The sequence below is a fragment of the Paenibacillus lutimineralis genome, from assembly GCF_003991425.1.
GTDB classification, from domain to species: domain Bacteria; phylum Bacillota; class Bacilli; order Paenibacillales; family Paenibacillaceae; genus Fontibacillus; species Fontibacillus lutimineralis.
This window is the reverse complement of record NZ_CP034346.1, coordinates 6230738-6252911: the sequence shown is the minus strand read 5'-3', so window position 1 is coordinate 6252911 and position 22174 is coordinate 6230738. Positions and strand designations below refer to the sequence as shown.

The window sequence follows — 22174 nt, the reverse complement described above, 5'->3', positions numbered from 1 at the left end:
ATGAAATGGATATATCGCATCATCTCGCTCGCCTTCGCCGCCTTTTTCCTGATTCCGCTGGTATGGATGCTCGTCGTCTCTATCAAAAAAGAAGGCATGAAGATCACTTCGGTAGTCGATTGGTTCACACCGCCCTATTCATTAGCGGTATACAACGAGGTCATCACGGAGACGAAGCTGCTGCTCTGGTCCTGGAATAGTCTGTTCGTGGCGGCGCTGGTCACCCTGTTCACGGTCATCATTGCCGCTATGGCTGGCTTCGTATTATCGAAGATTCCATTTCGTTATAAGACGTTCATCTTCCTATTCGTACTGTCCGGGCTGCTTATCCCTGGCGAAGCGATTCTGATTCCGCTCTACCAATTGGCGAAGGAAATGGGCATTCTGAACTCTTATTTCGGACTTATTCTTCCGGCGTTGGCCTCTCCGATTGCGATCATTGTATTAAAAAGCTTCTTTGATGGGGTGCCTAATGATTTGTTAGAGAGCGTGCAAATGGATGGAGGCGGCACGTTTACGATTTTCCGGCGCATTATGCTGCCGTTGACCCGGCCGGCGCTGGCTTCTATGGCGATTCTGACCTTTATCGGTTCATGGAATAACTTCCTCTGGCCATTCTTATCGGTAACGGATGATAACCTGTTCACCCTGCCGATGGGAATACCGACTCTGATGGATCAGTTCACAGAGGACTATGTTAAGCCGATGGTCATCAATACAGTCGCTTCGCTGCCGATCGTCGTCGTATTCCTGATCTTTGAACGGCAGATTATTAAGGGCATCAGCTTGTCAGGGATTAAAGGATGAGTGGACAGCGCGAGAATGCCATCGATATTTTCAAAGGATTACTGGTGCTTGGCATGGTTTACTGCCATAGCCTGCAGTTTTTCAGTGATCCGCTGGTATATCCGAACGGCCAATACTGGATCGAGGCCATTAATTTGTGGACGTTCTCAGGATTTGTATTCAGCTTCGGCTATGTATCCGAGCTCGCCTATTACAGCAAGCCGTTCAAGCAGGCCGCACCGCGTATGGCATTGGCAGCGCTGAAGACATTAATCGCTTTTTACATTTCCGGATTGGCTTACCGATTGTTTGTTGATGGACGGGAGATAGGCGTGGCGACGATTAAACCGATATTGCTGCTGCAAGATATACCGGGCTGGTCGGAATTTCTCATTTCCTTCAGCTATTTAACACTTGCGGGTATGCTGTTATTTGTACCTCTCCGCTGGCTGGCGGAGCGAAGATGGATTGCGCTGGCTGTCGTGGTCCTGCTGCTTGCCACAACGTGGCTGCCTTATGGGACTATTCATATGTCGCAATGGGCACCGCTGCTGGGAACGAGGGACTTTGCCTCTTTTCCAATATTGCAATATTTCCCGTATTACCTGGTCGGAAAGCTATTTGCTAAGTATCGCGTCGTCTGGAATTGGAAGGTGCTGGCCGCTGCCGGCGTAGCTACTGCGATGTTCGTATGGAAATGGCTCGCCGCGAGTGCTCTGCCGGAGCGGTTTCCTCCTTCGGTGTGGTGGATTGTAGGACCGGCGCTGCTGTTATACGGTTATTACTCGGTCGCTAGATGGATGGAGCGATATGCTGTATTATCCCTACCCTTCGCGGCGATGGGGCGTAATGTACTATGGTTCTTAATTATGAGCAATATCCTGATTTTTGCACTGAGCAGCACCCAGGATGCGATCATGCTCGGTTTATTTGCAAGTCTGCTCATGACGGTTGCGCTACTGCTGGTATCCGGATTCGCGATCTGGATTATCACGAAGAAGAGATCAGCATCTATAAGCATTCAATAAGATTAAGAATTCAAAAAGGCCGTTTTTCAGCACCGAAGCTTATGCTTCCGATGTGCGTTTTTTCAAAACGCTTCAGTTGGATGAAGCTAGGGCATGAGGAACGGAGCGTACGTAGTTTGTATGTGAGTACCGGAAGGCCCGGGTGAATTCAAGATTCGACGCCGATTAAGCTCTCATTGTTACTTCGTGATCAAAAGCGGACTTTTTGAATTTCATCTAAAAAACACATAAGGATAGGTGAACATAATGGCATTGAAAGATCACTATCGCAAGGAATATCCGCGTCCTCAATTCGTACGTAAGGATTGGCAGGATTTGAACGGAGCATGGGATTTCGCATTTGACGATGCAAATGAGGGAGAGGCGCAAGGCTGGCAACAGGGGTTCACACCTACGCACACGATTCAGGTACCATTTGTGTACGAGACAAAGGCCAGTGGGATCGCAGAGGAGTCTTTTCACCCGTACGTATGGTATCAAAGGAAGATTGAAGCGGACGAGAAGCAATTGTCCCGGCGAGTAGAGCTGCGCTTTCAAGCGGTCGATTATGTCGCCAAAGTGTGGGTTAACGGCCAGTTTGCAGGCAGACATGAAGGTGGGTATTCTGCATTTTCCTTCGATATCACTCCTTATTTGCATGCGGGTAATGACAATTTGATCGTGGTCAAGGCGGAGGACAGCGATAGCTGTACACAGCCACGCGGGAAGCAGCGCTGGAGGAAGGATAACTTCGGCTGCTGGTATGTACAGACGACAGGCATCTGGCAGTCGGTATGGCTGGAATATTTAAGCCCTACTTATCTGAATCATGTAAAGATAACACCTAACTATGATGATAATTCCGTGAGTTTCGAGTATAAACTCGGCGGCATTACCTACGGGAATGAGCTGTTAGCACGTCAACTGCAGTTGACGACGATTGTTACGATGGACGATGAGGTGATTAAGCAAGGGACTCTTGCCGTGGATCGTGAGAGTCTGGCTGCTACGGTGAATCTCCAGAGTGATAAGCTGGAGTGGCAGGTTGAACGCTGGAGTCCGGATAACCCGAAGCTGTACGAAGTAGAATTTGTGCTTCAGGAAGACGGAGAGACCCTGGATCGTGTGCATTCTTACTTTGGACTACGCAAAATATCGATCGAAGATGGCAAGGTGCTGCTCAATAATCATCCGATCTATCAGCGCCTGATTCTGGACCAAGGCTATTGGCAGGATAGCCATCTGACTCCGCCATCGGAGGCGGCACTTCTCGACGACATCGATAAAATTATGGCGATGGGCTATAATGGCGTCCGCAAGCACCAGAAGATCGAGGATGACCGGTTCCTGTATTGGTGCGATGTGAAAGGCCTGCTTGTCTGGTCGGAGGCTGCTGCGACTTATGAATTTAATGATGAAGCAGTGGAGCGCTTCACGCGCGAATGGCTTGATATTGTGCAGCAACACTACAATCACCCTTGCATCGTAACCTGGGTACCGTTCAATGAATCCTGGGGAATTGCCAACGTATTTACGGATATCAAGCAGCAGAAGTTTACTGAGGCGATCTACTATTTAACGAAGTCGATGGATCCGCATCGGCCGGTTGTAGTGAATGACGGATGGGAGCATACGATTTCTGATATTATTACCTTGCATGATTATGAAGAATCGGGCGATGCTTTAAGCCGCCGATATGCGGATAAGGACGCCGTCGTTAACAATAAAATAGCTTTCTCCAATTGGAAATATGCAATGGCACAGGGCTATGAGTATCAAGGCCAGCCGATTCTGATCAGCGAATTTGGCGGGATTGCTTTTAAGAGCGAGGAAGGATGGGGCTATGGCAATCAAGTGGATTCCGATGAGGCATTCATTCAGCGGTTCCGTTCGATTACAGAAGCCATCAAGGATCTCGACTATGTATGCGGCTACTGCTATACGCAAGTGTCAGACGTTCAACAGGAAGTGAACGGTCTATTGACCGAGGATCGCAAACCGAAGATCGATATGGCGGTCATTAAAGAGATTAATCTGACTAGACGCAAAAGTGCTTGTGAGAGCTGATTGAGGTATTATAAATCCGCATCAAAAATAAGAAGCAGGCGAAACCAATTCGCCTGCTTCTTTTTGCCGTCAGAACAATCCGGGATGTCCAAGTACCTTGGCTAATGCTTCCACGAAATAATAATCCCCGTAGATAATAGGCACATTCACATGTTTATTGACTGGATACGATACAGTTCCTTTGGTAAGGATCGCATCTTGCTGGTCACTGAAGTCGGAATAGTTCTCATACAGTCCTTTAAGTATTGCTAGAGCACTCTCATAGTAATAGGATTTCTCTGTCTGATCCTCGAGCAGCATACTTAGCTCCAGCAGACCACTTGCTGTGCATGCGGCGGCTGAGGAGTCGCGAACATGCTGATCTGCCTCCGCAGTTTTGAAGTCCCAATAAGGAACCCGATCTTCAGGCAGATGCGATAAGAAATAGTTCGCGATATTCTTAGCAGCCGTAAGATATTCGGCTTTACCTGTCTCACGAGCAGCAATCGCAAGACCATAGATAGCCCAAGCCTGCCCTCTTGACCACACCGAGTCTGGCCCGAGGCCCTGTCCACCTAAGTTCTCGATCTTCTCACCTGTCTCGGGATCGAAGCTTACGATATGGGGAACAGTCCAGTCATCCCGTACAAAATGCTTCAGTACGGTGTCTGCATGGGCAACTGCGATATGTCTGAATCGAGGATCATGATCCTCCTTCGAGGCCCAGAATAGCAGTGGCAAATTCATGAGACAATCGATAATCGCCCAGCCCGTACTATTCGGATCGACGCGGTCTGTCCAGGCCCGGATGAATTGCCCTTTCAGATTGAATCGGCCAGCCAAGTGGCTGGTTGCAATAAGACCGGTTCGTCGGGATTCTTCATTTCCTGTCCATTGATAGTTAACAACAGCTGTCGGCAGGTACATAAATCCGACATCATGATGAATATCGTAGAAGTCAAACAACGGGACGTTGAGCTCTTGCTCAATGTTTATAGCCATTTTCTTCAAGGCTTCATCTTTGGTCTCGCGATAGGTGAGCCATAACAGGCCACCCCAGAATCCAGAGGTCCAAAAGGATACATCTTCACAGTTGTATCTGCCATTCAAGCATACATGGGGGAAGCTTACGCCGATTTTATGGCTTAGTTTGGTGACCTTCTTCAAGGATTCATTATAAGCATGATCTAACCAATCCGGGTGAACGTTCATTTGAGGTATCTCCTCTCATTCTAAGGTTGTAACGTACTTATATTGTAAAGTCCGCAGTATGAGGGAGATATCCTTACTATTTGTTATTGTCGCGAATTTCAATATGACATCAAGAAATCGTGATCCCGATCAGCTTAGAGATGACTCAGGTTTTTGACATATTCCCCTGGGGATACGCCAATATACTGCTTGAAGATTCGTATGAATGTATTGGTATTGTTGCAGCCGACAATGGTCGCGACTTCATGTACTTTATAATTCCCCTGATTCAGAAGCTCCTTCGCTCTTTTCACCTTTAATGTATTCACATATTGCTTAAAGTTAATGTCTAGTGAATTTTTTAATAGTTTGCTGACATAACTCTCTGACAGATTGAATTCATTGGCAATGTTTGTTAGGGATAAATCCTTATCAAAGTTCTTATGGATATAGATAAAGATTTGTGAAGCGGTAGAGCTCTCTAAGCAGAATTTATCCTTATTGCAATAATTAAAGACTAGTTCAAACAGCGCGAACGTATTCTCCGTAAATCTGGAGACAGGAGCTTCCATAAATTCATTCAATAGGTCCGGATATTCCCTAACAAATTGATTTAACGTTGTACCGCTAGTATTTAAGCACCGCTTGAAGGTAGTTAAGATGGAATGCTTCAGATTCGACAAAGTTACAGAACTTAGTGTAGATTGGTTCAGGTTCTGATCCAGCAGATTTCTGAGCAGATCGTATGCTCTGCCCAATTCATTGGAATTGACGTAATTAATCAGGCAAGTTTCGGTCTCAATCGGGTAATAACAGACCACTTCTTCAAGATCTTGAACGTACTGCGGCGTTAATACTTTGTGTGTCGCATATTGATAATTGCTCATCCGAAGCAGTTCCTGCAATGCAGAAGTTAACTCACCTAGCTGATATGTACTGGATATACATGCTGTAATATCGAGGGATAATTCACTCTCTACCGTATGGACAACTGTATCAGCGATTTGCTTCAAGCACTCTGGTGAAATGTGAGCAAATATAATACAGTATTTCGTCTTGTCTAATGGCAAAGTAAAGAAATCCCCGTATTTACACTTCATATTTCGAATCAGAGTATTAAAAATCAAGGTCAGATTTGGGGCTGGTACTGTCTTATCCAGCGCTCCAATCCCTTCGCATTCCAACAGAACGATATTCAAATCCTCCCCAAACCGCTCCAATTGCAGTGTAGAGAGATTCTCTTGAATAAACTCATCGTTAGCAATGCCGTAAATGACCTTGCGGAAGAAATCTTCCCGTAAGTGCACAATGGAATAATCCAGCTGATCCTGCAAGGCATGATTGATGGAATACATCTGCTCAATACTGGATTTAATATAATCAAGCTCGTGAATTTGTTTGGATTGTTCCTTGGAAGCCGGCGAAGCTTTCCCCTTTTGCTCATCCAGAAAATGAAGCAGCTGACGAATCGGCTTGTAGCTGGATCTCGTAGCCATATAAGCCATTACGATACCTAGCAGCAGAAGGAGTACACTAGGGAATAGCGCTGCCTTCCATATTTGGGCGAAAATCGTGCCAAACGAAGTCACCTTACTGGAGTACACATAATTCAGACTCGGAATCACTTTGGAGGAATGGATGTAATTGATCGTTGATCCCACTCTCAGATGATTCATATTTTCCTGACTTTCCTGATTGTAAAACGTATTGATCCGAGCCGAGATGTCGGTATCCAATGCCTTGTCATAAATATAAGAACTAATCGTCTCATTGGTATGCAGATAGAAATTCCCATTCGGATTATCGGCAATGCCAGGCAAGAGGGAGACTCTGTCGATCACAATAAAGAAATAAAGCGGTTCCAAATTTGAGTTCACCATTTGATGAATCATTACGATATTGCCAGGTTTCCTAGACAATGATTCAGGAACGACATAGGTATTCGAAGCAAGAAATGGGCCTTCCATCTGCTGAAGTCTATCGAGCGCTTCTGCATCGATCCCGAGCTCATTCAAATAATTCCTGATGTTATACGTTCCTCCAGCCGTAATCACGAGATCATCGGTAAGCTTGGTAATGCCAAAGGTGAAGCCTAGCTGGCCGAAGCCCTGCATTTGATCATTCAGTTCATTGTAGAGCTTGGCAATATATTGATAATTGGTATCTGTACTATAACGATAATCAATCAAGCCTTGCAGCGTAGAGATTTTATATACAAATTCCATTGCAGTACGCAGCTTAAAGTCGGCATAATTGCTATTTTGCTCGATATACAGCTTGTTGCTATGATTGTTCTGCGCATCGACCATTTGGTAGCTTTTATAAAAAATGATGGATGAAGTAATTACTGAATAGAGAAGGACAATTACGATAAATAAGGTTAGCATCCGATATAAGAATCTCTTCTTGACCATGATTCAAACTCCTCTTCAAATCATCATTATGAATCGAGTCTATCTCATTCCTTGGGTAAATTCCTATTGAAAAAATTAACAAATGGGCGCCATATTCATTTCTTGACTTGCCGTAAACCTTATTTAGAAAGCGCTTTATTTATGATTTATATCGGATCATACTCATTTTTTGTTCTGCTTCAAAATTGGTGGGATTCCTCAATTTTAGTCGTGAAACAATAAAACAGACATGATAACAAATATTCAAGATATACCTTTGGACGGATCTCTTATAGGATTCAGGTATGGCAGAGCACCATCACAGGAGGTGATACTTGAATATGAGAAATTCTGCTGCGCCGATTAAATCATCAGCCCCATTGAATAAAAGAATGAGACCCAAGGGAGATTTGAGAACGTACTTTCAGGAACTCAAGAGAGATATCATTAGGGACCGCATACTATACTATCTGCTTATTCCATTTCTAGTATGGTTCTTAGTCTTTAAGTATCTTCCGATGTGGGGAATCCAGATTGCCTTCAAAGACTTCAGCTTATTTAGAGGAATAGGAGGCAGCGAATGGGTTGGATTTGAGCACATTAGAGAGTTTATTGGCAGCGAGTACTTCCTAAGAGTATTTAAGAATACGGTCATTATAAGTTTGTATGGACTTTTGATTTGCTTTCCGGCCCAGATTATTCTAGCTATTATGATTAGCGAGGTTACTAGAGAACGATTTAAGAAAGTGGTGCAAACGCTTACATATTTACCGCACTTTATATCCGCAGTTGTCATTGCCGGGATCGTAACAACCTTCCTTGCGCCGGACAACGGCTTGATTAACCTCCTCCTAGAAAAGCTGGGTATGGAGAAGATTTACTTCTTGACTGATCCAAATTATTTCCGGGGCATCTATACTACGATGAATCTGTGGAAAGAAACTGGATTTGCTTCTATCGTCTTTATCGCAGCTATCGCGGGTATAGATACGCAGCTCTATGAAGCGGCAAAGATGGACGGAGCCAATAAATTCAAACAGATTATGCATGTTACACTACCGGGGATCCTACCCACGATTGTAGTGATGTTCATTATGAAGATCGGGAGCCTGCTGAGTGTCGGATATGAGACGATCATTCTCCTCTATCAGCCGGCAACTTATGAGACAGCGGATGTCATTAGTACCTATGTCTATCGTTCCGGACTCATTGATGGAAGATATGACTTCGCGACAGCTGTAGGATTGTTCAACTCCATCGTAGCTCTAATTTTGGTCGTTTCAGCGAATAAGCTTAGTAAAAAAGTAACTGACGCAGGTTTATGGTAGGTGATAAGTATGATTGAGTCCAGAGGAGAGAAGATATTTAAGATTATCAACAATTTCCTGTTAGCTCTTATGGCCATGGCGGCGCTGTATCCCTTTTTATATGTGTTATCCGCCTCAGTAAGTAAGCCGTATAACGTGATTACCGGCAAGGTGCTTCTATTTCCTAAGGGATTTACCTTTGATGCGTATAAGGAGGTTTTGGGCAATCCGGACATCTGGTTAGCTTATGGCAACACGATATTCTACACTTTGGCAGGAACCGCGGTATCGATGATCTTTACGATATGTGGCGCCTACGCCTTGTCCAAGAAGCGTTTGAGAGGAAGAAAATTTTTTACGATATTAGTTACGTTGACGCTCTGGTTTGATGCGGGGATGATTCCTTTCTATCTGACTTTAAGAGATCTCGGGCTAATCAATACGCGGACAGGTATTATTATCGCTTTTGCCTGTAACGCATTTAAGGTAATTCTGCTTCGTACAAGCTTTGAAGGATTGCCGGACGAACTAGAGGAATCGGTGAAGGTGGACGGCGGGAATGATCTGCATGTGCTGCTCAGAGTTTATTTGCCGCTGGTGAAGCCTGGACTCGCGACCGTGGGATTATTCTACGCCATTGAGAGGTGGAACGGATATTTCTGGTCGATGATTCTGCTAACGGACACGAATAAAATTCCACTTCAGGTGTTACTGAAGAAGATGATCGTAGAAAATGATCTGCAATCGGAGTTTACCGCGGCGTTGGACTTTTCTTCGACGATCTCTGCGGAAACGGTGACTTTCGCTACGATTATAGTTTCAATTCTACCTATTGTACTTGTGTATCCTTATATCCAGAAGTTTTTTATAAAAGGTATGTTAGTAGGCGCAGTAAAAGGATAGATATTATATTCTAAATTGGGGTGAAAATCATGAAATTGAAGAAGATTTTGTGTGTTTTAGCGGCAACAACATTATTGGCAGGGGCTCTGGTAGGGTGCTCATCATCCTCATCGCCGAAAGAACAAGAAGAAACTGCACCAGTAGCAGAGGCGGCACAGGATAGTAATCAGAATCCATACTTGGCCTCGGAGAAGCCGCTCAAACTAAAGGTTCATCTGGGAACGAAGGAATCCGGTGTATTAAAAAATGATTGGCCGATCTTTGTTAAGGCAGCAGAGATGACGAATGTTACATTGGAGGGCACATTGCCGAATACGGTGTCTGATTTCACAGAAACATTCAGTGTCGTCATGGCATCGAATCAGCTTCCTGATATTATGCAAGCGCTATCTAGCGATTTTTTGAAGTTTGGTCCGGAAGGAGCCTTCCTGCCACTGAATGATTTGATTGACGGACATGCTCCTCATCTGAAGAAATTTTTAGAAGAAAATCCAGACGTAAGGAGCGCGGCTTCGGATATAGACGGTAAGATCTGGTTCATTCCATTTGTCCAGGATGGAGAGGCAGAGAAGGGTTGGTTCATCCGTAAAGACTGGTTAGACAAGTTAGGGTTGGAAGAGCCGAAGAATGTTGATGAACTGCATGATGTGCTAACCGCATTCGTGAATGATGACCCGAATGGCAATAACAAAAAGGACGAGGTCGGGTTCTTCCACAGAAATACTTCCCTCGGTATTGAAGGCCTTATGGCACTCTGGAACGGATATCCTGGCTATCGGGTATTTGATGGCAAAGTGATATACGGGCCTCTGGAGAATGAATATGGCGTTGCCATGGAGAACTTGGCGCAATGGTATAAGGAAGGACTCATTGATAAGGAGATCTTCACTCGCGGAGGCAAGGCGAGAGACATTCTGCTTGCTGACAACGTTGGTGGTTTGACCCATGACTTCTTTGCTTCAACAGGTAATTACAACGAACAACTGGAGGGTAAGATCGACGGATTCCAATTTAATCCGATGCTTCCACCGGCGGACGTGGACGGCAAGGTGAAGGAGCCTTCTAAGCGGGATCGCGCTAGAAACTTCGGTTGGGGAATCTCCTACAGCAATCCTGATCCGGTAGCTACGATTAAATACTTTGACTTCTGGTTCACAGAAGAAGGCAGACGAATGGCCAACTTCGGTATTGAGGGCGATACGTTTACAATGGTTGACGGCAAACCGATCTTCACCGATAAAGTAATGAAGTCCGATAAAGCGCCAGTTGATGTGATTCGTGAGACAGGAGCTCAATCTAGCTTCGGCTTCCAGCAAGATTACTTCTACGAAGAGCAGTGGACATTGCCTCTGGCCAAGGAAGGCATCAATGCTTATAAAGAACAGCAAGTATTCATGGATAAGTTCCCTGTTCTGAAGTTTACTTCGGAAGAGCAAAAGGAAATTCAGAAAATTTCTCCTAAGATCGATACTTATATTGCCGAGACAACCCAGCAGTGGATTCTGGGCGCGAAGCCAGTGGATCATACGGCCTTCGTTAAAGAGCTTGAGAAGCTGGATGCACGTCGTCTCGTAGAAATCAATCAGACCGCATATGATCGGTATGTCGAAGAGATGAAAGAAAAATAGACAAGCGCGGGTAGGCTGTAGAGACATATTCTACAGCCTATTTAAGGAGAAACAAAGATGAATATACAAGCTTTGTTGAAAGAGCCGATATCTACTCGGCAGTTGCTAAGCAATCTGCGATCCCGATTAGAGCCGATGACAACCAAAAGTGCGTACATTTTTGAGCACATGCCGGAGCTTGTACGAGAGACGATCACCAACGCCGAGGAGGCTTATTGGGGATTTCTTAAACTTCCAGGTACGGGAGGAGTGCGGGAATTCATAGGCAATCCCCCTGACTGGCTGGAGATTAGACATAATGACCATGAATTTCTCTGGCAGCTCAATCGCATGACGCATTGGCAGGATTTATTAGAGGCGTATTCCCTAACAAAGGATGAGAAATACGGGCGCAAAGTCATTGAAGAGATGCTGGATTGGATCGGGACGGTTGAGATTCATGATGAGCTGATTGACTACCCACTCCGTTATTTTGAGGAATGCCATCCTTTGCGGGCATTAGAGCTGGGCATCCGAAGCTATAAGACTTGGCCACTAGTACTGGAACATCTGGGACATACAGAGTTGTTTACTGAGGCTGTATTAGAGCAGTATTTAGGGGCTATCTACATGCAGACCAAGATCCTGCGCAAGGTGTCGCCGCTGCTTTGGCCCAAGGCGGATCATAACCATTTTCTGATGGAATGTCTCGGTATACTGACAACCGCATTATATTTCCCGGAGCTGCGCGAAGCGGAGGAATGGAGGGCCTTTGCCATTGAGGGAATCGAGCGATGCTGTATTGCTCAACTGACAGAGGACGGCGGCCAGATTGAAGGCTGTCCTTCATATCATAACGGCTGTATGTTCTGGTTCGGGCTCGCAGTTGTGCTGGCCAAGCGTTTCCATTTTCAGTTCTCAGATCAGTATATGAGGCTGTTCCGCAAGAACCTCGACTACTCTATTTATTCCTTGCGTCCTACAGGAAAATGTGTGCCCGTAGGCGATTCGCATGCCAATAATCTGGCCGCGATGGGGGCGGTTTATGGCTACATGGCCTTGGATGATTTAACATGGCTAGGGCTGGCCACTAATTTGATCGATACTCAGGAGGTTCTGCACGAGGCTAGCAAGCATGCTTGGCGTGCATTAGATGTACAGCAGTTATACGAGGATTTGCAGTCGCTCCAAGACAAGCATTATGAGTGTGATAAAGCGACAACCTTTTGGAACCGGACGCTCCATCAGGCAATTATTCGCAGCGGCTGGGATTCCAAGTCGATGAGCTTTCTGTTCACATGCAGAAGCCCGATTCAAAATGCCCATGCCCATATCGATCTTATGAGCTTTGATTTCACTGCACTGGGAAAAGATATGATTTGCGATCCGGGCATTTTTTGTTATCGGGAGGATGAGGATCGTAAGCAATTCAAAAGCGCCAGTTACCACTCTACTCTGCTGATAGATGGGAGAGATCATTTTGAATATATAAGCTCATTTCAATTTGGTCCCCAGAAGGTTGGAGCGGTTTACAATGTGGAAGATCGGGGCTTCTACCAAATCGCAAGCGCTTACCATATGAATTATGAGCCGATTGTGCATCATCGTCATATGGCCTTGGTAGATAATCAGTTCATTGTGATTATTGATCGTGTCACAGGGTTAGAGCATAACAAGGTTCAGCGCTACTTTCATCTGGATTATACAGAAGTAGAGGCAGCGCCGGAGGGTGCCATCGCTACGAGTGAGATAGCGAATCTTGCTATATACACGTATCCCCAAGAGGAAGTGGGGCTTCTACCGGGAAGATTGTCCGATGTGAATGATATCGCCAGGGAAGCTACTAGAGTTTGCTTCCAGGGAACTTACAACGGTACGGTTGCCTTGTTGACTGTATTGGTCCCTTATCAGGGCGATCATGTACCGGCTGTAAATATTGAGCCAGTGGGTAATGGCTGCTATGCGTTCAACTATGGCAGACGTTATCATATTGAGATTACGGACAACGATATGACCATTAGTAAACCAGTATAGGGAGGGTAAATGAGGATGAGTTCGCAAAGAAAGATTTTTCGATGTACAAGTCTTTTGTTAAGTATTGTCTTAGGGCTGAGTGGAATCTTGGGTGTATTCCCAGCCCATGCAGCCTCTTCAATCCAGGTGTACTTATGTCAGGATTTTGAGGATTACACCCAGACAGGTGCTCCGCCGAGCGGGTTTGAAATGACAGGCATCACCGACGTCAAGAAATCAAGCGGTGCGTTAAATGATGAATATACGGCCCCTAATGGGACTAGCGTATCGCTTCGGATCAACGAATCTGTAGCGGATCAACCTGATGTAGGCCTCGCCAAGCGCTTTGGCACGGAAGACTTAACAGGCGAACTCATTCTTGATTTTGATATTAAGCTGCTAGATTCCAATGGAAGCCGATTTTTCGAAATAAAAGACAGCGGTAATAAAGGCATTACGCTCGGAAGCATAGGGCCTGATGGCATCTTAAAAGTGGAAGGCAACAAAATACCGTTGAATACGGGCGAGTGGCACCGGCTTTCCTTTGCGATCAACTATCAGTCTGCTATGCAGACCGTATCTGTCTATGTAGACGGAGTTAAAAAGATAGATTCGATCACCTTGAAGAACACCAGCAACGCAGCGGGGATTAATTACGTACGCGTTCGGGCCAAACGAAGCTTGCCAGCGGATCTCACGACAGATGTCACCGGTAATAAGAACTTCACAACATTGCTGGATAATATGAGGGTATATGGCGGTACTGAGCTGAAGACGATGGAAGAACTGCAGGAACTGAATGTACCGGAATCGTTAATGGATTTTGATAATGACCTAGGTATTTCCGTTACAAATCGCTTGGCGGGGGCTTTGGCTATGGTTGTGAACAGCCCCAATGTGCTGAAGGATAATGTAAAGAACATGAATGCGATTAGCGTACAGAATGTACCGCGGAAGGTTGAGGGAGAAGTTCTGGTACCGCTTCGTTTTGCAGGTCAATTTTTCGGGGTGGATGTAGAGATCAGTGAGGAAATAGCCAACTCCCATCCGCATATTCAGTTTACTTCCGACGATGTGCTGGTTCCCTTAGATCTGGCAGGAGCTCTTCTTCATAAACAAGTGTACACAGATTATAAAGGCAGAGGGCTTATCGTTATCGGCGATCAGGCTAAACCGTTTGACGATGCGCTAGATAAGGTGGATGAGAGCATCAAGCCTCAGAATAATGAGAAGTTCTTTATTGAGGAAGCTATCAAAGAGATCGTCTACGATAGACCAACCGGAGAGGAAGCCATCGCTCAGTTGCTGAGCAACAATGCGTCTCACCCAAGAGTCCTGGCTACTTCTTCCGACTTTGCCCGGGTGAAGTCGCTGGTTCAGTCTGGAGAGGCTACGATCAACAAGTGGTATCAGGATATTCAGAAGCAGGGCGAGAAGCATCTGAATATGGCCTTGCCTACGGATGATCTTCCGGATGGCCGTCGAATGATTGGCTCACGGCAGGTAGGACCGCTCGTGATTAATCTGGGGATGCTCTATCATCTTAGCGATGATGCGGTGAAGAAGGAGCAATATAAGCAGCGGATCTGGGATGAAGTCTACACGGTGTCGCAGTTCCCAAACTGGAATGAAGAGAATGAATTTCTGAATACGGCAGAGTTCATGGAAGGCCTGGCTATTGCTTATGACTGGCTGTATGACGAATGGACTCCAGAGCAGAGACTGATTCTTGAGGATGCGATGATTCAGAAGGGCCTTGTTAAAACATTGGAGGCTTATAATAAAAATATATGGTGGATTCATACGTATCCAAGAACGAATAACTGGAATGCGGTATGTAATGGAGCCTCAATTCTTACTCTAATGGCCATCGGCGACCTGGATAAGGAAATCCTCCTGCCATCCAAAGAGAAGGTAACGATGCAGCAATTTGGTGGCAAGATATTGGATACCGCCTTCAACGCGCTGGAAGACTTTATTCTATTGGAATTTACACCTGACGGAGCATGGGCGGAGGGGCCGAGCTACTGGAAATACACTTTAGAGTATATTGTTCGGTTTATTTCTTCTCTGGAGACTTCATTAGGGACAAGCTATGGTTATGACCAGACTCCAGGGTTGAACAAGACCGCATATTTTCCAACCTACTTGAGTGGAGCAGTAGGCGCACTGAACTATGGCGATGCGTCGAGCAACAAGGTAATGTCCGCTGAAGAGCTGTGGATCGCGAAGAAATACGGGGATCGATTGTTAGCCTCTGTTCATCTGGATAACAAGATCAAATTCAGGAATGCTGGTTCTGAATTTGAGATGCTATGGTATGACCCTGCTCTTTATATCCCTGGACAAACGCTAGATTTGGATCAATATTTTAGCGGAACAGAAGTAGCCACATTCAGAAGCAAATGGGAAGATCCCAATTCAAGTTTCTTAGGCTTCAAAGCAGGCAATAACGTAGTCAGCCACGGGCACTACGACCTGGGCAGCTTCGTATTTGAGTCCTTGGGGCAGCAATGGGCGATTGATCTAGGCAAGGACGATTATAATCTGCCGGGCTATTCAAATTATGACAAGGAACGCTTAACGTACTACCGCTTGAATCCAGAGGGGCATAACACATTGGTGATCAACCCTGATGGAGGCGCACAGCAGAACATTAAGGCATTCTCCAAGATCGAGAAGGTGGAGAGCAAGCCGTCTGGCGGATTTGCAATTGCTAATTTGACAGAGGCATATGACAGGTATGTGACTCAAGCGAAGCGGGGTGTGATGCTCGCCTCAAACCGGACGAGGGCTACGATCCAAGATGAAGTATCATTCTCGAATCCTTCAACAGCATATTGGTTCATGCATACAGAAGCTGACATTCAAGTCAGTGCTGATGGCAAGTCAGCGATCTTCAGCAAGGGCGGAGAGAAGCTCTGGGTTGGACTGGATGGTGATGCCCGCAACGAAGCAGGCGAGCCTATTGCTGTGCGGTTTGATGTGATGGATGCAAAACCGCTGCCGCAATCTCCTAACCCTTCTAAGCAGAACCAGAATATCGGGATTCGCAAACTGTTTATGAAGCTGGATCAAGTCAAGGAAATGAGACTGACGGTAACGATGGTACCCATCGTTGGTTCCATAGAGGATACAGACCTGACCGTTAACAGCATTCCGCTAGATAACTGGAGCATTTCAGACGGTGAACTCATCATTCCTGTTATTCAAAGCGTCAGCATAGACGGGGTACCGTTAGCCGATTTCAATGGGCAGAAATTCAGTTATGATATTCAACTGCCGCTTGATCATACGGACGTACCGGTTCTGGAATTTACGCATGATCAGACACTGAATAATGTTCAGATTATCTCTGCTGATGAGGTTCCGGGTATAACGAAGCTGATCGTATCTTCACTGCAAAATCCGGAAATCAAGAGTATTTATTTCTTCAATTACAAGTTAATGCCTCTGAACGGAGAAGAGGAGCGGTTGAATGAGCTCTCTATAACAGGTGTCTCTGCAAGCGCCTCACAGGATGATCAAGGAAATACTGAGGATAAAGCGCTTGACGGTGATCTGAATACTTATTGGGGGGCAGAAGGCGATCAGTGGATTATGCTTGATCTTGGCGAAGCGAAGACAGTCAATAGTGTTGGAATTGCGTTTATTCGCGGAAATGAGCGTAGCTTCAAATATGATATCGAAACCTCGCTGGATGGGCAGACCTGGTATAGGGCCTATTCCGGCCAGAGCAGTGGGGAAAGCTTGGATATCGAGAAGACGTATGTAAGACAACATGAAGCCCAGTATATCCGCATCACCGGGCATGGGAACAGTGTGAATCAATGGAACTCCTATGCCGAAATTCGTATCTACCAGCTTCAGCCTCAAGAATAGAGTTAAAGAAATTCCGGGTTCCAACACCTTCAAATAGAATCGATCCAAGCTCTAGACGAGTGGATGATTCTTTTGAAGGTGTTTTTTTACGCTATCGATAGATTTATATTCCGTATTTAAGAATAATATGGAGAACCACAACATCATCGGATTGATTGGTGTAGGAATGCTTTTTGTCGGCACGAAAACTTATTGAATCATATGGGTTCAAGTGATAGGGTTCATCATTAACGGTGATTGTAATTCCTCCCGACATCACGGTGACAATCTCAGTTGTATTAAAATGATGTTGTTCCGGGTAGTAGGTGCTGTTGGGCTGCAAATAAGCCCGGCACATCTCAATTTCATCACTTGCATTTTGGAAAATCGGTTCCACGACCCAAGTTTTATCATCCCCGGCGATTCTTAATCCTTCCCCAGCCCGCGACAGGCTCACACTGTTTCCGGTTGAGAACAACGCCATGAGAGGAATGGACAAGCTTTTTGAAATTTTCCATAGCATACCTAGCGTTGGATTCGTCTCTCCTCGTTCAATATTTCCGAGCGTCAGCTTGCTGACGCCTGACAGCTCCGCTAAATCACCAAGACTCATATTCCGCTCTTTGCGAAGCTTCTTTAACACGGCTCCAACCTGTAATACAACTTGTTTTGGATCATCGGCTTCCATGGCATTTTACCCTCTCTTTTTAATGACAATTACATCAAGGATTAGTATATCATAGCGTTAAATTAAGGTATTAAAGTAAATTATACTATACTTTTTTAGCTGGACAAATTTCAGATTTATATATTATAATGTGCAAATGAATATATTTTATATATTATAATTTACTTTTTGTAACATAGATTGGAGAAGATACATCATGAGTAAGTCAAATCAAAATAGCCGTATGCAGCATATTCAATCGGAACCCAAGACTGCTGCATGGGCAGTCATTATTGGAATTCTGTTTATAGCTGCCAATTTGCGAGCTCCCTTAACTTCGGTGGGTCCGTTAATAGGACTTATTCGTGATCATATGCATATTTCAAACACCTTGGCCGGAATGATTACTACATTGCCTTTGCTCGCCTTTGCCATTTTTTCGCCTTTCGTACCCCGTTTAGGGCGTAAGCTAGGGATTGAACCAATGGTACTGGTTTCTGTTATTTTCCTGACGATCGGCATTATGTTACGCTCATTGTCGGGAATGACTACCCTTTATCTCGGTACCGCTATTCTGGGCTTGTCTATAGCCGTCTGCAACGTATTGCTGCCTAGTCTGATTAAGAGGGAGTTCCCTCAACGAATGGGTCTGATGACAGGTTTGTATTCCATTTCTATGAACTTGTTCGGAGCCGCCGCTTCCGGAATTAGTATTCCGCTGGCAACCGGATTGGGATTAGGCTGGCAGGGAGCCCTAGGGGTATGGGGCATTTTAAGCTTTATCTCTATTTTGTGCTGGCTGCCTCACCTGAAACGCCGCACTACAGGAGCGGTCGCTACGCAGAGCCAGGCGTCGGGGAAGCATGTGAATTTATGGCGTTCTGCGCTGGCATGGCAAGTGACGATGTTCATGGGACTACAATCGATGGTATTCTATGTCATCATTGCCTGGTTACCTGAGATATTGAAGCAGCAAGGTATATCTGCAAATCAATCCGGCCTGCTACTCTCCGTGATGCAGCTTGCGTTGCTTCCATTTACATTCATAGTTCCGGTTATCGCCGGGCGTATGCGCAATCAGCGCTTGTTAGTTACATTTACGTTCGGACTGCTGCTGTCCGGAACACTTGGCCTGCTATATGGCAGCTCCGGCTTGATTGTTTTATGGATGATCATACTTGGCATCGGGGGCGGCTTCTCTTTTGGACTGTCGATGATGTTCTTCGGCTTGCGAACGGAGAATGCCCATCAAGCAGCAGAACTGTCCGGGATGGCTCAATCTGTCGGATATTTGCTTGCCGCAATCGGTCCGACAATGTTCGGTTATTTGCATGATATTACCGGAGGTTGGACGCTCCCCTTATGGATACTGGTCGGCGCATCCGTTCTGCTCTTTATTTTTGGTCTTGGTGCGGGTAGAGATCGTTATGTAAGCACCGGTAAATAGACGAACCTAGGAACGTTAATATAACATTGAACACACAGAAAAGCCCCTTCTGCTTTTGATTAAGCAGAAGGGGCGCTGCATTATTCCTTCCCCTAATGATGTGTCCACTCCTCTAAAAAATCCATTGCCTTTAACCGTAGAAGCCAGGTTTGTTCCATAATTTCTAACATGTTGCGCTCGTTGCGGCTTCTAGGGCGATTAGGGAATCGAGTGGCATGCCAAGCTTCACGAGGTAATCGATACAAGGAGGCAATCCATTTACGTTCAGTCTGGTTTAAAGGATGGAGCTCTTCGTACCCTTTTAAGAACGAATATATAAAAACGGGGTTAAATTGAGTCGTATTCGTGAGGGCAGCTGCTATGTCAATATACATGGAGCCTACCTTAATACGGTCCCAATCGATGATGAACAACTGGCCGTCGTCTGAAATTATGACGTTATACGAAGTAATATCGTTGTGTATCAATACGGGACGAATTCTTTCCTTCCTCAAAAGGTTTACAATCTCTGGCCTTTTTAACTCGGCCCAGGATCGATCTGAAAATCGGTTACAGGATTTCCCGAACTTTTTATACCACCTACGGATCTTTATATCGGTTTGGTATGCTTTCATCATTTGTCTTCGAAAGAGACGGTCATGGCTTTTCCATAATTCGATATGATCATAAAAAGGGGCTTTTTTAGAAAGGAAATGGCTGGATGTTATATGCAAGGAGGCAAGAGCCTGGCCAAGTTTTTCGTAATCCTCTTGGTTTTCTAATTTTCTCCCCTTTATCCATGGGGTTACGTAGTAGGGTCTTCCTTTGTGTAGAGTCCACAACTTTCCGGAAGTGCACGTAAGCCATTTAGGCATGCAACTGAATCCGTTGTCCATCAAGAGTTGTATATAGTTTGCAGTTGTTTTCATTTGATCGACTGTACTCGAGTGGAGTGATAAACTCCGAAAAAAAGGTTTAACAGCATAGGCTTCGCTTTTCGTCTGTACTCGGATGACGGCATTTTTTCGGTAAAAGGAAGCGACCGTGTTTGAGCTCAATGGAACCAGGCCGAAGCGGTGGACAACTCTACGTATTCGGGTTTTGGGATAGGAATTTGCCATGGGGTAACCTCGCTTCTTTCGAGTGAAATGTGGAGAGCTATAAGCTAAGTTATTCAGTGAGAGGGAATAATGTATGGCCTAACGTCTAAGAGTCCTTTTCATTCTCAACAAAGTCTATGCATTCCATCGACCCCAGGCTATAATTTTCTGTATTGGGGGGAGAACGATATGCCGTATAACATATTGTTGATTGAGGACGATATTGAAATCATTGAAATGCTGAGAAATTACTTGACCAAAGAAGGGTACGACGTTTCGGCGGCGTTTAACGGTCTGGACGGAATTACTCTGTTTCGGCAAAGCGTTTTCGATATCGTTGTAGTTGATATTATGATGCCGAAGTTAGATGGTATCGAGGTGATTAAGCTGATCCGGGAAAATAGCTCGGTGCCGATCCTTATTATGTCAGCGAAGGACAGCGACGTCGATAAGGCGATCGGGCTCGGATTCGGTGCCGATGATTACATAGCGAAGCCATTTTCTCTTATTGAAATTTCTGCCCGGATCAAAGCGTCAATTCGCCGGGCTACGACATATTCCAATCCCAGATTGGCTGCTGCAGATCAGGCTTCTTCCGCGTCTAAAGTGCTGATTTTCGGCGAGCTTCACATTGACCTGGACAATTATTCGGCTTCGAAGCATGGCAATGATCTGAAGCTGACGGCCAAAGAATTCGAAATCCTGAAGCTGTTCGCTACGAACCCGAATCGTGTGTTCACGAAGGCCCAACTGTACGGATTTATATGGAACGACGAATATTACGGCGACGAGAATGTGATTAACGTTCACATTCGCCGCTTGCGTGAGAAGATCGAAGACCAGCCGTCTGAGCCCCATTATATCAAGACACTGTGGGGCATCGGTTACAAGTGGGAAGGACAATGATATGGTGATCGTGTTAGCATTGCTCGTCGTTATTTTGATGGTAGTGGTTGCGATCCAGTATCGAGCTTATCGAGCGAGAAGCGCCAATCTGGTGCAGATCCACAATCGGTTGCAAGAAATTATCGCAGGCAGAACAAGCGAGAAGCTGCTCATTTTTACAGACGACCGCGCATTGATCCCTGTCTTGATTGAAATCAATCATTTACTGGAGCACAACCAACAGACGGTGGCGGAGTTCCTGAAGATGGAGCAATCGATGCGGAAAATGATCTCGAACATTTCGCACGATTTAAAAACGCCGCTTACCGTCGTGCTTGGTTATATTGAGACGATCAATCTGGACCCGAACATGGACTTGGAAGAAAGAAAAGTTCTGCTGTCGAAAGTTCATGCTAAGGCAAACGAGGTGCTGGATCTGATTCGCCAGTTTTTTGATTTGGCGAGACTTGAGTCGGGGGACAAGCTGATCCCGCTCTCCCGGATCCATATGAACGATATTTGCGGGAAAAACATGCTGAACTTCTACGATACGCTGACGGTCAAAGGCTTCGAAGTCGCCATCGAGATCCCGGATAAACCGCTGCTAGCGTGGGGTAACGAGGAAGCCCTGGACCGTGTCCTTAACAATCTAATCTCCAATGCAATTGGGCACGGCGGGGAGGGAATGGCCGTCGGATTAACATTGCGGGGCGATGATGAGTTTGTATACGTGGATGTATGGGATCGGGGCAAAGGGATTGACGAGCTGCATCAGGATCGGGTGTTCGAACGGATGTATACGCTGGAGGACTCACGCAACAAATCTTATCAGGGTAGCGGTCTCGGACTGACAATTACGAAAAGGCTGGTCGAAGCACAAGAAGGAACGATCCATATCCATAGCAAACCTTATGAAAAGACGGTGTTTACCGTTAGACTGAAACGAATTGCTTTTGCAGCTTAAGAAACTTGTAAGAATCGG

15 protein-coding genes are annotated in these 22174 nt (G+C 45.5%); 11 read left to right on the top strand and 4 right to left on the bottom strand.

Going from position 1 to position 22174, the window contains the following annotated elements; genetic code table 11:
* From EI981_RS27760 to EI981_RS27750, 3 genes are all read left to right on the top strand, one after another.
* Positions 1-807, top strand: coding sequence for a carbohydrate ABC transporter permease (locus tag EI981_RS27760; protein ID WP_127003810.1), 807 nt, complete (start codon positions 1-3; stop codon positions 805-807).
* Positions 804-1814: an acyltransferase family protein gene (locus tag EI981_RS27755; protein ID WP_127003808.1), complete on the top strand. Its 1011-nt coding sequence runs from the start codon at positions 804-806 to the stop codon at positions 1812-1814. Before EI981_RS27760 ends, EI981_RS27755 begins: the two co-directional genes overlap by 4 nt.
* Positions 1815-2060: 246 nt before the next feature.
* Positions 2061-3860: a glycoside hydrolase family 2 protein gene (locus EI981_RS27750; protein ID WP_127003806.1), complete on the top strand. Its 1800-nt coding sequence runs from the start codon at positions 2061-2063 to the stop codon at positions 3858-3860.
* A gap of 69 nt (positions 3861-3929) precedes the next feature.
* On the opposite strand, the gene EI981_RS27745 is transcribed toward EI981_RS27750, so the two are convergent.
* Positions 3930-5051, bottom strand: coding sequence for a glycoside hydrolase family 88 protein (locus tag EI981_RS27745; protein ID WP_127003804.1), 1122 nt, complete (start codon positions 5049-5051; stop codon positions 3930-3932).
* A gap of 134 nt (positions 5052-5185) precedes the next feature.
* Positions 5186-7444 carry a helix-turn-helix transcriptional regulator gene (locus tag EI981_RS27740; protein ID WP_127003801.1) on the bottom strand — a complete coding sequence of 753 codons (2259 nt, stop codon included), beginning with the start codon at positions 7442-7444 and terminating at the stop codon, positions 5186-5188.
* 320 nt (positions 7445-7764) lie between these two features.
* On the opposite strand from EI981_RS27740, the gene EI981_RS27735 reads away from it, so the two are divergent.
* The 5 genes from EI981_RS27735 to EI981_RS27715 are packed head-to-tail and all read left to right on the top strand — an operon-like array spanning position 7765 to position 17135.
* A complete protein-coding gene (locus tag EI981_RS27735) occupies positions 7765-8751 on the top strand; it encodes an ABC transporter permease (RefSeq protein ID WP_227011946.1) in 987 nt (328 codons plus the stop codon).
* Positions 8752-8760: 9 nt separating this feature from the next.
* Positions 8761-9633 carry a carbohydrate ABC transporter permease gene (locus EI981_RS27730; protein WP_127003799.1) on the top strand — a complete coding sequence of 291 codons (873 nt, stop codon included), beginning with the start codon at positions 8761-8763 and terminating at the stop codon, positions 9631-9633.
* 29 nt (positions 9634-9662) lie between these two features.
* Entirely contained in the window at positions 9663-11261 is a 1599-nt protein-coding gene (locus EI981_RS27725) for a type 2 periplasmic-binding domain-containing protein (protein ID WP_127003797.1), read from the top strand.
* Positions 11262-11318: 57 nt separating this feature from the next.
* A complete protein-coding gene (locus EI981_RS27720) occupies positions 11319-13274 on the top strand; it encodes an alginate lyase family protein (RefSeq protein WP_127003795.1) in 1956 nt (651 codons plus the stop codon).
* Between the two features lie 54 nt (positions 13275-13328).
* The gene (locus EI981_RS27715; protein ID WP_227011613.1) at positions 13329-17135 is read left to right on the top strand and encodes a discoidin domain-containing protein; all 3807 of its coding nucleotides are present in this window, start codon (positions 13329-13331) and stop codon (positions 17133-17135) included.
* Positions 17136-17238: 103 nt separating this feature from the next.
* On the opposite strand, the gene EI981_RS27710 is transcribed toward EI981_RS27715, so the two are convergent.
* A complete protein-coding gene (locus EI981_RS27710) occupies positions 17239-17802 on the bottom strand; it encodes a helix-turn-helix domain-containing protein (protein WP_127003791.1) in 564 nt (187 codons plus the stop codon).
* Between the two features lie 196 nt (positions 17803-17998).
* Between EI981_RS27710 and EI981_RS27705 the strand changes: the two genes are divergently transcribed.
* Positions 17999-19228: a CynX/NimT family MFS transporter gene (locus EI981_RS27705; protein WP_127003789.1), complete on the top strand. Its 1230-nt coding sequence runs from the start codon at positions 17999-18001 to the stop codon at positions 19226-19228.
* Between the two features lie 92 nt (positions 19229-19320).
* On the opposite strand, the gene EI981_RS27700 is transcribed toward EI981_RS27705, so the two are convergent.
* Entirely contained in the window at positions 19321-20328 is a 1008-nt protein-coding gene (locus EI981_RS27700; protein ID WP_127003787.1) for a phosphotransferase, read from the bottom strand.
* Between the two features lie 168 nt (positions 20329-20496).
* On the opposite strand from EI981_RS27700, the gene EI981_RS27695 reads away from it, so the two are divergent.
* Entirely contained in the window at positions 20497-21213 is a 717-nt protein-coding gene (locus EI981_RS27695; protein ID WP_127003785.1) for a response regulator transcription factor, read from the top strand.
* A gap of 1 nt (position 21214) precedes the next feature.
* Positions 21215-22156: a sensor histidine kinase gene (locus EI981_RS27690; RefSeq protein ID WP_127003783.1), complete on the top strand. Its 942-nt coding sequence runs from the start codon at positions 21215-21217 to the stop codon at positions 22154-22156.
* The last annotated feature ends 18 nt before the right edge of the window (positions 22157-22174 follow it).